Genomic DNA, 14,540 nt, shown 5'->3' with positions numbered 1-14,540 from the left:
CGTCCGGTCGTCCTGCGCGGGGATCGACTCGCCGGTAGGGTTCCAAGTATGAAGCTCACCGTGATCGGTTGCTCCGGGTCTGTGCCCGGGCCGGACTCGGCCGCCTCGAGCTATCTGGTCACGGCCGACGGGTTCAACCTGATCCTCGACCTCGGCAGTGGCGCGCTCGGCTCGCTCCAACGGCACGTCGCCGTACCGGAGATCGGGGCGATCGGCCTGTCCCATCTGCATCCTGACCACTGCATGGATCTGTGCGGGCTGTACGTCGCGGCGCGCTACGCGCCGGGGGCGCCGATCCCGCGGATCCCCGTGTTCGGGCCGCCCGGTACGTCGGAACGCATGGCGCTGGCGTACGACCTGCCGCTCGACCCGGGGATGGAGGAGGAGCTCGAGTTCCATGCCTGGCAGGACGTTCAGCAGATCGGGCCGTTCACGATCCGCACCGCGCCGATGGTGCACCCGGTGCCGGCGTACGCGATCCGGGTCGAGCACGGCGGCAAGTCACTGGTGTACACCGGTGACACCGGGCCGAACGACGCGTTGGTCGAGCTCGCCCGCGGCGCCGACGTACTGCTGTCCGAGGCCGCGCTGCCGGACAACGAACCGAACAATCCGATCGACCTGCACCTGACGCCGGCCGACGCCGGTCAGCATGCGAAGAAGGCCGGTGTGAAGAGGCTCGTCATCACGCACGTGCCGCCGTGGTACGACCGCGTGACACAGGCCGAGAACGCCCGCCGGACCTTCTCCGGCCCGGTCGAGATCGCTACCCCGCATGCCGTTTTCGACATCTGACGGCATTCGGTTGTGGACCGCAACCACCGGCACGGCGACCGGACGGCCGGCGGTCGTGATCCTGCACGGCGGCCCAGGCCTGTGGGACGACTACGCCGTACTCGCGGCAATGCTCGACGACCTCGTCGTCGTACACCGCTTCGACCAGCGCGGCTGCGGTCGCTCGGACCCGTCCGACGTGCAGACGCTGACCCGGTCGGCGCGCGACATCGACGAACTCCGCGCGTACTTCGGGCATGAGCGGATCGTCGTCATCGGCCACTCCTTCGGCGCGACGCTGGCGATGACGTACGCCGCGTCGTACGGCGATCACGTGGCCGGGGTCGTGTACCTCGGCGGTGTCGGCGTCGGCGACTGGCGTACGGCGTACGACGAGGAACGCGCGCGCCGGATCACCCCGGAGCAGGATGCCCGCCTGCAGGAACTGTCCGGGAGGCAGCGCACCCCGGCCGAGGAAACCGAGTTCCGCGCGTTGTCGTGGTTCACCGATCATGCCGATCGCGAGCGCGCGATGGAGTGGGCGTACGCGAGTGCGGCCGTCGACCTCCCGATCAACTTCGCCGCCAACCGCGCGCTGGGGGCGACCGGACGCCTGACACCTGACGAGCAGAAGGCACAGGCTGCCGCGATCCGGGCCCCGGTCACGTTCGTCCACGGCGCCGGGGACCCACGCCCGGCCTGGGCTGTCCGCGATCTCGCCGACCACGTCCCGAACCACACGTTCCACCTGATCCCGGGCGCCGGCCACTCGCCCTGGCTGGAGCAGCCGGAGCGCGTCCGCGAGGTCCTGCGCGCCGCCGTGATGGAACCGAAGTGACCCGGCCCTCGCTCTTGTCGCACTGACCCGACAGGACCACACTGCAGTGCAGGGTGGGTCACGCGGGGGGCGCGTGGTTCGTGCAAACACGTGTGTGGGGGTGGGCGGTGACACATCGCCGTGGGGGGAAACCGTTGGGGACGATGCTGGCGCTCGCGCTGGCCGCACTGAGCCTGGTCGCGACCTCGGGTCCGGCCGCTGCCGCAACGCCGACCCACGTCCAGAGCCGGGCCAAGGAGGTCAGCTCCGGCACGGTCAACAGCCTCGCGTTCTCGTCGGCCAACACCGGCGGGAACCTGATCGTCGTCTACCTGATCTGGAACACCAGCGCCACGGTGACGCTGTCCGACACGAAGAACAACGTGTACGCCGCCGCGGCGCCGGTAACGCGGTGGAACAACAACACCTGGAGCTCGCAGGTGTTCTACGCCAAGAACATCGGAGCCGGAGCGAACACCGTCAAAGCCACGTTCTCGGCCGCGATCACCGCCTGGGCGGACCTGTACATCCACGAGTACTCAGGCCTGGACAAGGTCAATCCGCTGGACGTCTCGGCGGCCGCGGTCGGCACGAGCACTGCGATGAACAGCGGCACCGCGACCACCACGAACCCGTCGGACCTGATCTTCGGCGCCGCGGCGTCCACCGGCAACGTGAACTCGGCGGGCGCCGGCTTCACCACTCGGCGCAGCAACTTCGGCAACCGGACCGAGGACAAGGTCGTCGGTACGGCGGGTCCCTACAACGCCACTGCCGGCCAGAACGGCACCTCCTGGGTGATGCACATGGTGGCCTTCAAGGGCGACACCGCTCCGGCCGACACGACGCCGCCGACGGTCGCCGTCACGGCACCGGCGAACATGGCCACGGTCACCGACATCGTCACCGTGTCGGCCGATGCCGCCGACAACGATCGTGTCGCGGGAGTGCAGTTCCTGGTGGACGGTACGGCGAAGGGGCCTGAGGACACGGCATCGCCGTACGCGCTGACCTGGGACACCCGGACGGTCGGCAACGGCGCTCATACCCTGACGGCACGGGCCCGGGACGCCTCCGGGAACACGACGACGTCGGCGGTGGTGAACGTCAACGTCTCGAACACGAACTACTTCCAGAACGAGATCCTGGCGACCGGGTTCGACCTGCCGACGACCTTCGAGTTCCTGCCCGACGGCCGGATGCTGGTCGCCGAACTGCAGGGCAGGATCAAGGTGCTGCCGGCGCCGTACACGACGCCCAGCCCGGCACTGTTCCTGCAGATCACCAACATCGGCCAGGCCGGTGTCCAGCAGGGCATCTACGACCTCGTCCTCGACCCCGCCTTCACGACGAACCACTACTACTACGTCTTCTACACCCTCGGTTCGCCGAACCACGACCGCGTCTCCCGGTTCACCGCGAACGCGAACCTGGACGGCACGGTGGCCGGTAGTGAGTTCGTGCTGTACGAGGATCCGCAGACCGCGAACGCCGAGCATCACGGCGGTGCGCTGAACTTCGCAAACGACGGCAAGCTGCTGTTCACCACCGGCGAGCACTTCGACGCGTCGGCCGCGCCGCTGCTCACCAGCCCGCGGGGCAAGGTGCACCGGATCAACCCCGACGGTACGGCGCCGACCGACAACCCGTTCTACGACGGGTCGGGGCCGAATGTCGACACGATCTGGGCCCGTGGACTGCGCAATCCGTACCGCGCGTACTACGACAAGCCGACCGGGCGCTTCTTCATCGGTGATGTCGGAGGCAACGATCCGGCCACGTCGAAGGAGGAGATCGACCTGGGCGCCGCCGGTGCGAACTACGGCTGGCCTGCCACCGAGGGGCCCTGCCCGGCGCCGTGCACGAGCCCGCTGCTGTGGTACCCGCACAGTGGTCGCGACGCCGCGGTCACCAGTGGTTTCGTGTACCACGGGACCGCCTTCCCACCGGCGTACCGGGGCGCGTATTTCTACGCCGACTACGCGCAGAACTGGATCCGCGGCCTCACGCTGGACGCGAACGGCGCGGTCGCCGGCACGTTCAACTTCGAGCCCGCGGACGGCTCGGTCGACGGACCGTACGGCGACATCGTCTACCTGGACGAGGGACCGGACGGTGCCTTGTACTACGTGGATCTGGGCTACTCCGACGACAGCGGCACGTTCGGCGTGAGCAAGATCCGGCGGATCAAGTACGTGCAGAACAACCAGGCGCCGATCGTCAACGTCTCGGCGACGCCCACGTCAGGCCCGACCCCGCTGGACGTCGCGTTCTCGAGCGCCGGCTCGTCCGATCCCGAGGGGCAGCCGCTCACCTACTCGTGGACATTCGGCGACGGTACGACGTCCACCGCGGCGAACCCGGCGCACACGTACACGACCGCCGGGGCGTACCAGGTCCGCCTGACCGTGTCCGACGGAGTGAACAGCTCGCTCTCGACCCCGCTCACGATCAGCGCGGGGAGCGTGCCGACGGCAACCATCGTCGCGCCCACCGACGGTGCCCAGTTCCGGGCCGGGGACGTGATCACGTTCAGCGGCACCGGGACGGATCCGGACGACGGCACACTGCCCCCGAGCGCGTTCACCTGGAACATCGACTTCCTGCACGACGGGCACGTGCATCCCGGGACGCCGATCACCGGGGTCACCGGCGGGACGTTCACGATCCCGACGAGCGGGCACGACTTCAGCGGCCTGACCCGGTACCGGATCACGCTGACGGTCCGCGACTCGACCGGGCTGTCGTCGACGCGGTCGGTCACGGTCTGGCCGCAGAAGGTGAATCTGAACTTCGACACCGTGCCCAGCGGGCGAACGCTCTACCTGGACGGCATCGCGCGGACGACGCCCTTCGTCGCCGACACGTTGATCGGCTACAACCACGTCGTCGAGGCACGCAACCAGGTCGCCGGCAACACGTCGTACACGTTCGCGTCCTGGTCGGACGGCGGTGCGCAACAGCACACGATCACGGTGCCCGAGACCGGGGCGAGCTACGTGGCGACGTACACCGCGACACAACTGCCGACCGGGTTGGTCGGAGCGTGGGGCTTCAACGAGGCGTCAGGGACGACAGTGAACGACTCGTCCGGCAGCGGCAACAACGGGACGATGTCCGGTGCGGGCCTCACCAGGAACACCGGCAAGTACGGCGGTGGTCTGTCGTTCAACGGTTCGTCGGGCAACGTGACCGTACCCAACGCCGCGTCGCTCAACTTCACTTCCAGCTACACCTTGGAAGCCTGGGTCAATCCGACCGCGCTGAGCGGGTACGAGACGATCCTGATCAAGGAGGTGACCGGCGGCTGCGCGTACTGGCTGCAGACGACCGGCAACAAGATTGCGAGCGGGTTCAGCAACGGCGGCTGCCGGGAGTACGTGAGCTCGACGCCGACCATCCCGCTCAACCAGTGGTCGCACTTGGCCGCAGTCTTCAACGACACCGCCAACACCTACACGCTCTACCTCAACGGCACCGCGATCCTGACCGCGTCCGAGACCCTCGCCCCGATCCCTAGCACACAGGCCTTGGTCTTCGGCCAGTCCGGTTGCAGCGGCTGCAACTACGAACGCTGGCGCGGCGCACTCGACGACATCCGCATGTACAGCCGGGCACTGACTGTCGACGAGGTCCGCACCGACATGAACACGGGCGTCAGCTAAGCGGCGTACTCGACCGACGTACGCCGCAACGGTGCATCCCCGGTCCGGAGCCCGAACGCCTGCGCTGCGGAAGCACCACGGATGACGAGTTCGACGAAGTCAGTGCCCGAACTGCCGACAATCAGACCGGCGCCACCTCGCGGGACGTCCGTGAGGTGCCGGTAGCAGGTCACGTCGGTCACGATCAGTGTGCCGTCCTGGCTGCGGCCCGCGACGGGCACCGTCTCGCCGATCGCGAAGCCGATCGAGTCCGGCCCGCAGTCGAACTTGCAGTTGCCGAAGTTGTCGACGACGCTCACGACCGGGCCGTCCTCGAGGTCTTCCGGTACGGCGGTCTCGGTGGCCGGGACCCTGCGGCCGTCGGCGACCCATTTGGCCAGCAGCGGGAGATACCAGAGGCTGCGGAACTGAGTGGTGGCGATCTTCTCGATCTCGTCCGCGCCGAAACCGGCCGCTGTCACCGCCTCGCGGATGTCGGTGACGTAGACGTGGTCGATGCTGAGCTCACGCCGTACCAGAGAAAGCACGCGGGCGTTGAAGGTGCTAGCGACCAGGTGCTTGCCATGCCAGAAGAAGCAGAACGGGACGCCGTTCGGCCAGACGCCGTCGCGCGGCGCGATGTTGAGCAGCGTGATCGTCGGGTGGCCGTCCTCGCCCAGCAGTTCCAGCGATCGCAGGCAGTCGAGGAGAGTGAGGGCGGCGAACGACTCCGGATCGGGTCCGTCGGCGGCGACGACGGTCGGCGACTGGCCGAACAGGGCACCGATCCGGGTGCTGAGTCTGGCGCGGGCGTTACCGTCGAAACAGTCGGTGATGTACGTGATCATGTGGCACTCCAGGGTGGTCGCAGCAGGTCTCGGAAAAGAGAAGAGGCCCCCGACGTCGGGGGCCTCTCGCTGCAAGCACACGTGCCTACGCCGCTGAAGTCCTCCCGCATCGAGGGCTCAGCATTCGCATAGCGGCGTACCTGGTCACGTCGAAAAGCGTAGCACTGTCAGCGCGTCTGTCCGTTGTCGAAATACTCGACCAGGGCCGGGTCCAGTGCCGGGACGTCCTGCGGTACGCCGTTCGCGCGCAGGGACTGGGTGGCGGCGTAGCCGGCGGCGACCGCGGCGCGGGCCGCGATCGGGGAGGTGAGCGTCGCGCCGCCGTCGCGGACGAAGCTCACGAACTCGGCGACCAGGTGCGGGTCGGCGCCGCCGTGGTGCTCGGTCTCGCCTGCGATCTCGACGACCTGGTCGGCGTCCTCGCGGTACCCGGAGCGGCGGCTGTTCCACACCTTCACCACGCCGCCCGCCGTGTCACCGAAGTTCTCGAGCCGGCCGTGGGTGCCGATCACCGTGTAGTTGCGCCAGTAGTCCGGCGTGTAGTGGCACTGCTCGTAGGTGAGGAACACCCCGTTGTCCAGCAGCAGGTTCGCCATCGAGAGGTCCTCGACGTCCATCACCGGCGCCAGGCCCTTCTGCTCCAGCGGCGGCCAGTTGTCGTTGGACACGAAATCCTTGAACCGCTGACCGGTGCGGTCCATCCGGTCGGTGATCCCGCCGTACAGCGTGAGCGCGCCCATTGCGTTCACCCGGGTCGTGTAGCCGCCGGCCAGCCAGTGCATCACGTCGATGTCGTGGGCACCCTTCTGCAGCAGCAGGCCGGTGGTGCGGGTGCGGTCCGCGTGCCAGTCCTTGAAGTAGAAGTCGCCGCCGTGGCCGACGAAGTGCCGGCACCAGATGGCCTTCACGTCGCCGATCGCGCCGTCCTGGATCAGCTTGCGCATCGTCAGGACGACGGGCATGTGCCGCATGTTGTGGCCGACGTACAGCCGGGCGCCGGAGTCGTACGCGGCCCGCAGGACCCGGTCGCAGCCCTCGGTGGTGATCGCCAGCGGCTTCTCCACGAACACCGGCACCCCGGCCTGGAGGAAGTCGATCGCCGGACCCTCGTGCAGGTCGTCGGGCGTGGTCAGGAACACGCCGTCGAGCTTCTGGTCCAGCAGTTCGGAGTGGTCGGCGTACGCCGTCGCGTCCGGGTACTGCTCCAGTGCGAGGTCCCGCTGTCCCGCGACCGGGTCACAGACCGCGACAACTTCCGAGCCCTCGCCGGGACGGTGCGCGTACTGCGCGATGCGGCTGCGGGCGCCGAGCCCCACCACGCCAAACCGAAGATCAGTCATACCAGGCAACTCCTGCACATAGTTGTTTGCAACAGCCTAACTCCGAGCAATTCTGGCAAGCAATCACCGATCCTCCAGCTGGAATTGCCGCACTGGTCATCCGCCGCACATCGGCGTCTCGCTCCGTGCCGTCACCATGGCGGAATGTGAGCCTCCACTACGTGGCACTGGGGGACTCGACCACAGTAGGGGTCGGGGACCCGATGAACGGCAGCAGTACGACCGACCTGTCCGGTGCCGGTGCGCGCCCGGGCGAGGGGTGGCGGGGCTGGGCCTCGTTGCTCGCCGACTCCCTGGCCAGCACCCACCGTGTGACGTTCTCCAACTACGCGACCAGCGGCGCCACCGTGCCGGTCGTCGCGACCGAGCAACTCCCCTCAACGGGTGATGGTCCTGTCGACCTTGCTTCGCTGATCGTCGGGGTCAACGACACCTTGCGATCCACCTTCGACGCCGGCCGGATCCGCGAGCACCTGAACCTGTGCGCCGAGCAACTGACCGCCCGGGGCGCGTTGCTGCTCACCGTCCGGTTCCACGACCACGGCCAGGTGTTCGGCCTGCCGCGGTGGTTGCGGCGGCCGCTGTGGCATCGGATCGAGCAGGTCAACGTCGCGTTCGACGACCTGCACGCCCGGTTCGGTGGGATCCGGCTGGACATGGCCGACTACCCGGAGGTGTACCGGCGGGACTTCTGGAGCGTCGACCGGCTGCATCCGGGGGAGCGCGGGCATCGCAAGCTCGCCCGGGCGTTCGCGGACGAGTTGGCGGCCCGCGGGCTGCGCATCGACGTACGGCCGGAGCTGGACTGTGCGTACCGGCCGCCGAGCAAGTGGGCGAACGCGGCGTGGCTGGTGCGCGAAGGCGTGCCGTGGGTCGGGCGCCGGGCCAACGACCTGCTGCCGTGGGCGGCCCGGATGGCGCTGACGCAGTCGCTCCCGTCCGCGGAGGGGATGCGCTTGCGTCCGAAGAAGCGAGAGGAGCTCCCGCCGGTTCTTCGGACCTGAGCAACTGCGACTAGGGTCTTGGGTATGGCTCGGATTGACGGACGTAATGCTGACCAGCTCCGACCCGTGACGGTGACCCGGAACTGGCTCGACCACGCCGAGGGCTCGGTGCTGGTCGAGTTCGGGCGCACCCGGGTGCTGTGCGCGGCGAGTGTGACCGAGGGCGTGCCGCGCTGGCGCAAGGGCTCCGGTCTCGGCTGGGTGAGCGCGGAGTACGCAATGCTCCCGCGGGCCACCAACACCCGTTCGGACCGCGAGTCGGTGAAGGGCCGGATCGGTGGGCGCACCCACGAGATCTCCCGGCTGATCGGTCGCTCGCTGCGGGCCGTGATCGACTACAAGGCGCTCGGCGAGAACACCATCCTGCTCGACTGCGACGTACTGCAGGCCGACGGCGGCACGCGGACCGCGGCGATCACCGGTGCGTACGTCGCGCTCGCGGACGCGGTGTCGTTCCTGCGGGAGCGGAAGCTGCTGAAGAGCGAGCCGCTGACCGGGACGGTGTCCGCGGTGTCGGTCGGCATCGTCGACTCGGTGCCGATGCTGGACCTCTGCTACGAGGAGGACGTCCGCGCCGAGACGGACATGAACCTGGTGATCACCGGCGACGGCAAGTTCATCGAGGTGCAGGGGACGGCGGAGGGCGCGCCGTTCGACCGCGCCGAGCTGGACAGCCTGCTGGAGCTGGGCATCTCCGGCTGTGCCGACCTCGCCAAGATCCAGCAGGAGGCGTTGGCGTGAGTCGTGTACTGCTTGCCTCGAACAACAAGAAGAAGCTCGAGGAGCTGCGGCGGATCCTGACGCCGATCGTGCCCGGGATCGAGGTGCTCGGGCTCGGCGACGTACCGCCGTACGACGAACCGGCCGAGACCGAACCGACGTTCGAGGGGAACGCGCTGCTCAAGGCACGGGCCGCGCTCGCCGCGACCGGGCTGCCGTCGATCGCCGACGACAGCGGGATCTGCGTGGACGCACTGAACGGGATGCCCGGCGTGCTGTCGGCGCGCTGGTCGGGGCCGGCGAAGGACAACCACGCGAACAACCTGCTGCTGCTCGGGCAGCTGGAGGACGTACCGGACGAGCGTCGCGGTGCGTCGTTCGTGGCGGCGGTCGCGTTCGTCCGGCCGGACGGGCCGGAGGAACTGGTGCTGGGCGAGATGCGCGGGTCGGTGATCCGCTCGCTGCGGGGGACCGGCGGGTTCGGGTACGACGTACTGTTCCAGGCCGAGGGATACGACCGCACGACCGCGGAGCTGTCGATCGAGGAGAAGGACGCGATCAGCCACCGCGGCAAGGCGTTGCGCGCACTGGCCCCGATCGTGGCGAAGGCGTTGGGGAGCTAGAGATGTTGTTCGCTGGAACGGACAAGGACGGCGTCGAGAGCGGGCGGATCACCGTGGCGTACCGGCGGTGGGCCGAGCCGCGGGTGGTCGAGGGGCGGATCTACCGGACGAACGCGGGCCGGATCGAGATCGACAGCATCCGCCAGGTGAACCCGGACCTGATCGTCGACAACGACCCGGACCTGGTACTCGCCGACCGTCAGAACGCGAAGGACGTGCGGCGCCGGCTGCGGGGCGATGACACGTTGCCGACGTTCCTGATCCGCTTCCACCTGGTCGAGGGCCCGGATCCGCGCGAGGAGCTGGCTGCCCAGTCGTCGTTGACCCCGGAGGACCTGGACGACCTGCGAACGCGGCTGGCCCAGTTCGACCAGCTCAGCCACCACGGGCCCTGGACCGAGCAGACGCTTCGCCTGATCGAGTCCAGGCCGGCCACCCGGGCGGCGGACCTCGCCGCGTCCGTCGGGCGCGAGACAGCACCGTTCAAGCTCGACGTACGGAAACTCAAGAACCTGGGCCTCACCCACAGCCTCGAGGTCGGCTACCGCCTCACCCCCCGTGGTGCGGCCTACCTGGATGCGTTGGGCAACTAGTCGCCGCGGTGGAGGTTGAGGGTGGCGAGGAGGTCCTCGTGGAGTTCGAACCAGACGCGGTGGCAGGAGTCGACGTCGCTGCGGTCGACCCACGCGGTCTCGCCTGCGGTGGCGCGTGCCAGCGCTTGTGAGAACCGCCGGTCATACCCGTCGAATCGCGGCAACACGTCCGTCAACCGCCGGGTGATGCTCCCGAGCGCTCCATCGATCACCTTGAGTTCGTGCAGCACCCCGGCATCCCAGGCGGCGTCAGAGTGATCATTTGCCGCCAGCGGATCACCGTCCACCGGCCGCAGTTGCCAGTCGGTGCAGGCCTGCTGCAACATGCCGTTCAGCGGCAAGAAGTCGGCGTACACCTTCCTGATCGCGTCCACGTCGGTGAGCTCCGCCTTGAGCAGGCGCTCGTTCTCCGCGCGACCCGCTTCGGTGAGCGACCAACCCGACGTACCTGCGAAGCTGCTGTACGTCGCCCACCCGCGTGCCTCGGCGTCCTTCAAGACCTCCTCGACGCCCTGCAGGTCAAAACGTCGCGCGATCGCCTTCGTGTCCGCGAACCCCAGCAGGCGGACTGCATGCAGTACGAGGTGCATCAGGTGTCCTGCCGTGCGGACAGCCGGTTGAACCGCTGCTGACAGGCCTGCGGCGAGCTGAACCCCATCGCATCGGCCATTTCCGCCCAGGTCAGCCCCGCGCTCCTGGCCATGAACAGCAGGCCGGCCTCGACCTCGTCGACCTCCGCCCGAGCAGCCGGCAACAACGCTAGCGCCGCTAGCAGATCGTCGTCGCTCAGTTCGGACGCTCGCCAGGCCGCGAACTGCGTGAAATCCACCGCAGACAAGGGGATCGGCGCCGGTCGCCACGGCCGGGCCGGCAGGTCCTTCGCGCCCAGGGCGAGTAGTTGCTCCCGGGCCTCGCGCTGGCGTTCGGCCTGTTCCTGGTCCGCGGTCGCCCCCGCGTCCTGCTTGCGTCGCATCCACCTACAGTGGATCATCAACAGAACGTTGTCAACATTCCGTTGTCAACGTTTCGTTGATAGGAGCCTCGTATGCTGGTGCCGCTCGCGGACGCAACCACCGACCGGTGCGGCGCCAAAGCAGCCACCCTCGCCACCCTCCTCCGCAACGCCCTACCGGTCCCCGAAGGCATCGTCATCCCGTTCGATGCTCAGCAGGCTGTGCCGGGCAGGCCCGTCGATGGGCTGCCGGACAAGCTCGTCGGCGAGCTCTCGCGGTGGCTTGCGAGCGTGGGTGATCCGCCGGTCGCCGTCCGGTCGTCGGCCGCGAACGAGGACACCGCGCTCGCATCGGCAGCGGGGCAGCACGACAGCTTCCTCGGCGTACAAGGGATCGATGCGATCGTCGACGCCGTACGCGCCTGCTGGGCGTCCGTGTGGTCCCCACGCGCAACGGCGTACCGCAGCGGCTCCGAGGCACCGGCGATGGCCGTGATCATTCAGCGCCACCTGGACGCGGACATCTCCGGCGTGATGTTCACCAGCGCAAACGGCCCCACGCTGATAGAGGCCTCCTGGGGCCTGGGCCCCAGCGTCGTAGAAGGCCGCGTAACCGCCGACCGCTACCAGGTCACCCCAGACGGCATAGTCACCCACACAATCGCCAACAAACTAACGTCCCTCGACCGCCGAGGCTCAGCCCTGACCGTCCGCCAGGTCCCCACCGCTCAACGCCGTACGCCGACCCTCTCCGACGCCACCGCCGTACAACTGGCAGCGTTAGCCCAAACAGTCACCACGGTCCTAGGCAGCCCTCAAGACATCGAATGGTCCGTAACCACCAACACCCCCTGGCTCCTACAATCCCGCCCCATCACAACCCAACCCCCCGCTGCCCCCGCACTCCCCACCGGCGACCGCAACCTACTGGTCGGCGTGCCAGGCAGCCACGGCACCGCAATCGGCCCCGCCAGAGTCGTCCGCGGCCCAGCCGACTTCCCCACCGTCCACCCCGGTGACATCCTCATCTGCCCCTTCACCGACCCCGCCTGGACCCCTCTCCTGTCCATAGCCGCCGGCGTAATCACCGAACAAGGCGGCCTCCTGTCCCACGCCGCCATAGTCGCCCGAGAACAAGGCATCCCCGCAGTCCTGGCCGTTCCTGAAGCCACAACCCGAATCCCCGACAACACCCCAACCACCCTCAACGGCACCGCAGGCACCGTCCGCATCTAACGCGCGACGGCCTGCGGCCGGAGGTTCTACTGGTTGTGCCAGAGGCGGGAGTTGAACCCGCACGCCCGGGGGCGCCGGCACCTAAAGCCGGTGTGTCTGCCGTTCCACCACTCTGGCTGAGGAGGGCTGGTGCCTCCCCTGGGTAGACATCCTAGGGGAGGCGTCGGCCTTCGGTGGGGTCAGCGGCTCTGGAGGGCGTCGATGAAGACGTTCTTCAGGTCGCCGGGGTTGCGGGCGACGTACGACGCGCCGCCGGTGGCTCCGGCCAGCGCAGCGAGTTCGTCGGCGTTCGCCTCGGGGCCCATGCCCAGGGCGATGATGCGGACCGGGCGGGACGGGTCCTGCTGGGCCTTGAGCGCCTGGACGGCCTCGGCCAGCGTCGGGCTCCCGGGGTCGTCGTTCTTGCCGTCGGTGAACAGCAGGACCGTGTTGACCGCGGTCGCCTTGTACTCCTGCCGGACCTGGCGGACCGCGGCGATCGCGGTGTCGTACAGCCCGGTGCCGCCGTTCGGGATCGGGTGCTGGATCTTCAGTTGCTCGACGATCTTTCCGCGCTGCCGTTGCGACAGCGGAGCGATCGGCACCAGCGGTTTGAAGTCGGCCTTGTCCGCGCCGATGTTCGTGGAGAACGTCCACAGGCCGAGCTGGGCGCTGTCCGGGAACAGGTTCAGGCCGCCGATCGCGGCTTCGATCGTGAGCTGCATCCGGGTCTTGGCGCCGACCTTCTCCGCCATCGAACCGGAGATGTCGATGACCGCCAGCGAGTGCGTGGACAGCGACAGCCGGGTCCAGTTCTGCAGCGTGGTGTCGATCGCCTCGCTGGTCGGCTTGGTCAGCTGGTTCACGTCGCCGACGCCGCGACCGCCGCCGAGCGGGTTCAGCGTGGTGTCCCGGAAGCCTGCCTGGTCGCGCGCCTGTGCGGCGCTGTCGGTCAGCAGTTCGGTGGCCAGCGCCTGAGCCGCGTCGTTCGCCGCTTCGGCGTCGGACTTGGCCGTGACCACGATCGGGTAGTCCAGGTACAGCGTGCCGGTGTCCGGCTGGATCGCCCGGAGTTGCGCCTCAGGGTGCTCCTCCTGGTACTTCACGAAACTCTGCTCGGACGCCGGTACGACGATCTTGCTGCCGTCCTGGTCGGCGCGACCGAACAGCGCGCTGACGTCCGTGTACGGCTTGGCCATCGACCCGAGTCGCTGGGCCAGCGGAACGATCAACTGCGACACCTGACCGTCGGAGGCCGACGTCTTCTGCCGCTCGCTCTGCACCGCCAGCAATGTGAGTGCGCCGGGAGTGGTGTTCAGCGGGTCGAGCAGTGCCGGCTGGTTCGCGGCCATGATGCGTAGCCAGGACGAGGTGTCGGCGAAGTTGTCGCGCCGGCCGACGATGACCATCGGCGACGTGGCGACGGAGGCCACCGCGATGCTCGGGACGCTCTGGCCGTCGTCGGCCTGCGCGACCCACAGCGAGGAGTCCGGGACCCACAGGTCCGGCCGGTTGTCGCTGCCGTGCGCGACGTCCCTCGCGATCTGTGCCGACGGCGCCGAGCTGACCGTGACCTGCAGGCACGGGGTGCCGTCCTTGCCGCCCTTGGCCGCGAGCGACTTGGCCGCGGCTTCGAGCGGGGACTGCAACTCGGGCGTCGTGGCCAGCTGGATCTGTGTCGGGTCGGCGCAGGCCTTGCCGCCGCCGAGGAACCCGTCGGCGCCCGCCTCGGACCCGAAGGACCGGACTACGAAGACGGCGCCCAACGACAGCACCAGTAGCCCGACCGCGGTGATGTACACCGAGCGACGGTTGTTGTTACTTCGCGTCACCGCAGAGGAATGTTTTCCCATCGCGGCAGGTCCCTCCCTCCCAGAGGCAGACTGCGCGCGCAGATTACCCGGTTTCCGCACGTCACGGCGAAGGCCGCCGACGGTCGTGACACACCCGTCGCTGAACCGGAACCGTCCCCGGAGTACCGCTCTTTCACAGGAACGCTTAAAAACTCAC

Annotated in this window: 13 protein-coding genes and 1 tRNA gene; 8 read left to right on the top strand and 6 right to left on the bottom strand. The window is 68.5% G+C overall.

The features are described 5' to 3' along the window. Positions 1-48: 48 nt before the first annotated feature. From EV137_RS12405 to EV137_RS12395, 3 genes are all read left to right on the top strand, one after another. Positions 49-795: an MBL fold metallo-hydrolase gene (locus EV137_RS12405; RefSeq protein WP_134001229.1), complete on the top strand. Its 747-nt coding sequence runs from the start codon at positions 49-51 to the stop codon at positions 793-795. Beyond that, a complete protein-coding gene (locus EV137_RS12400) occupies positions 776-1,612 on the top strand; it encodes an alpha/beta fold hydrolase (RefSeq protein WP_134128632.1) in 837 nt (278 codons plus the stop codon). The genes EV137_RS12405 and EV137_RS12400 overlap by 20 nt, the downstream gene beginning before the upstream one ends. A gap of 143 nt (positions 1,613-1,755) precedes the next feature. Next, positions 1,756-5,256, top strand: a complete 3,501-nt coding sequence (locus tag EV137_RS12395) for a PQQ-dependent sugar dehydrogenase (RefSeq protein WP_238175335.1) — start codon at positions 1,756-1,758, stop codon at positions 5,254-5,256. Here the strand turns inward: EV137_RS12395 and EV137_RS12390 are convergent. Both EV137_RS12390 and EV137_RS12385 read right to left on the bottom strand, forming a co-directional pair. Beyond that, entirely contained in the window at positions 5,253-6,083 is an 831-nt protein-coding gene (locus tag EV137_RS12390; protein WP_134128628.1) for an SAM hydroxide adenosyltransferase, read from the bottom strand. The two genes, EV137_RS12395 and EV137_RS12390, sit on opposite strands and share 4 nt — an antisense overlap. A gap of 167 nt (positions 6,084-6,250) precedes the next feature. Then, positions 6,251-7,423, bottom strand: coding sequence for a Gfo/Idh/MocA family protein (locus EV137_RS12385; protein WP_134128626.1), 1,173 nt, complete (start codon positions 7,421-7,423; stop codon positions 6,251-6,253). A gap of 146 nt (positions 7,424-7,569) precedes the next feature. On the opposite strand from EV137_RS12385, the gene EV137_RS12380 reads away from it, so the two are divergent. The 4 genes from EV137_RS12380 to EV137_RS12365 are packed head-to-tail and all read left to right on the top strand — an operon-like array spanning position 7,570 to position 10,363. Continuing rightward, positions 7,570-8,427 (top strand): SGNH/GDSL hydrolase family protein, encoded by an 858-nt coding sequence (locus EV137_RS12380; RefSeq protein ID WP_134128624.1) that lies wholly within the window; start codon positions 7,570-7,572, stop codon positions 8,425-8,427. Between the two features lie 24 nt (positions 8,428-8,451). After that, the gene (gene rph / locus EV137_RS12375; RefSeq protein ID WP_134001217.1) at positions 8,452-9,168 is read left to right on the top strand and encodes a ribonuclease PH; all 717 of its coding nucleotides are present in this window, start codon (positions 8,452-8,454) and stop codon (positions 9,166-9,168) included. Further along, positions 9,165-9,770 carry an RdgB/HAM1 family non-canonical purine NTP pyrophosphatase gene (gene rdgB, locus EV137_RS12370; RefSeq protein WP_134128622.1) on the top strand — a complete coding sequence of 202 codons (606 nt, stop codon included), beginning with the start codon at positions 9,165-9,167 and terminating at the stop codon, positions 9,768-9,770. Before rph ends, rdgB begins: the two co-directional genes overlap by 4 nt. Before the next feature lie 2 nt (positions 9,771-9,772). Further along, a complete protein-coding gene (locus EV137_RS12365; RefSeq protein ID WP_134001213.1) occupies positions 9,773-10,363 on the top strand; it encodes a hypothetical protein in 591 nt (196 codons plus the stop codon). Here the strand turns inward: EV137_RS12365 and EV137_RS12360 are convergent. Continuing rightward, positions 10,360-10,953 (bottom strand): transcriptional regulator, encoded by a 594-nt coding sequence (locus tag EV137_RS12360; protein WP_134128620.1) that lies wholly within the window; start codon positions 10,951-10,953, stop codon positions 10,360-10,362. The two genes, EV137_RS12365 and EV137_RS12360, sit on opposite strands and share 4 nt — an antisense overlap. Continuing rightward, positions 10,953-11,336: a DNA-binding protein gene (locus tag EV137_RS12355; protein ID WP_134128618.1), complete on the bottom strand. Its 384-nt coding sequence runs from the start codon at positions 11,334-11,336 to the stop codon at positions 10,953-10,955. Before EV137_RS12355 ends, EV137_RS12360 begins: the two co-directional genes overlap by 1 nt. Positions 11,337-11,408: 72 nt before the next feature. On the opposite strand from EV137_RS12355, the gene EV137_RS12350 reads away from it, so the two are divergent. Continuing rightward, complete coding sequence (locus EV137_RS12350; RefSeq protein ID WP_134128616.1) at positions 11,409-12,551, top strand: PEP/pyruvate-binding domain-containing protein; 1,143 nt, start codon at positions 11,409-11,411, stop codon at positions 12,549-12,551. 36 nt (positions 12,552-12,587) lie between these two features. Here the strand turns inward: EV137_RS12350 and EV137_RS12345 are convergent. Continuing rightward, positions 12,588-12,668: transfer RNA gene (locus tag EV137_RS12345), tRNA-Leu, on the bottom strand. 62 nt (positions 12,669-12,730) lie between these two features. Beyond that, positions 12,731-14,362: a substrate-binding domain-containing protein gene (locus tag EV137_RS12340; RefSeq protein WP_238175248.1), complete on the bottom strand. Its 1,632-nt coding sequence runs from the start codon at positions 14,360-14,362 to the stop codon at positions 12,731-12,733. Positions 14,363-14,540: the final 178 nt, after the last annotated feature.

Origin of the sequence: Kribbella pratensis, assembly GCF_004366075.1 — a bacterium.
Classification (GTDB): domain Bacteria; phylum Actinomycetota; class Actinomycetes; order Propionibacteriales; family Kribbellaceae; genus Kribbella; species Kribbella pratensis.
Note: the sequence above shows the minus strand (reverse complement) of the source record. Positions and strands in the feature narration are given on the sequence as shown.

Excerpts from the sequence above, each read along its gene's own strand:
- EV137_RS12405 (WP_134001229.1), top strand. The coding sequence starts at position 49 with ATGAAGCTCACCGTGATCGGTTGCTCCGGGTCTGTGCCCGGGCCGGAC.
- EV137_RS12400 (WP_134128632.1), top strand. The coding sequence starts at position 776 with ATGCCGTTTTCGACATCTGACGGCATTCGGTTGTGGACCGCAACCACC.
- EV137_RS12395 (WP_238175335.1), top strand. The coding sequence starts at position 1,756 with ATGCTGGCGCTCGCGCTGGCCGCACTGAGCCTGGTCGCGACCTCGGGT.
- EV137_RS12390 (WP_134128628.1), bottom strand. The coding sequence starts at position 6,083 with ATGATCACGTACATCACCGACTGTTTCGACGGTAACGCCCGCGCCAGA.
- EV137_RS12385 (WP_134128626.1), bottom strand. The coding sequence starts at position 7,423 with ATGACTGATCTTCGGTTTGGCGTGGTGGGGCTCGGCGCCCGCAGCCGC.
- rph (WP_134001217.1), top strand. The coding sequence starts at position 8,452 with ATGGCTCGGATTGACGGACGTAATGCTGACCAGCTCCGACCCGTGACG.
- EV137_RS12365 (WP_134001213.1), top strand. The coding sequence starts at position 9,773 with ATGTTGTTCGCTGGAACGGACAAGGACGGCGTCGAGAGCGGGCGGATC.
- EV137_RS12360 (WP_134128620.1), bottom strand. The coding sequence starts at position 10,953 with ATGCACCTCGTACTGCATGCAGTCCGCCTGCTGGGGTTCGCGGACACG.
- EV137_RS12355 (WP_134128618.1), bottom strand. The coding sequence starts at position 11,336 with ATGCGACGCAAGCAGGACGCGGGGGCGACCGCGGACCAGGAACAGGCC.
- EV137_RS12350 (WP_134128616.1), top strand. The coding sequence starts at position 11,409 with ATGCTGGTGCCGCTCGCGGACGCAACCACCGACCGGTGCGGCGCCAAA.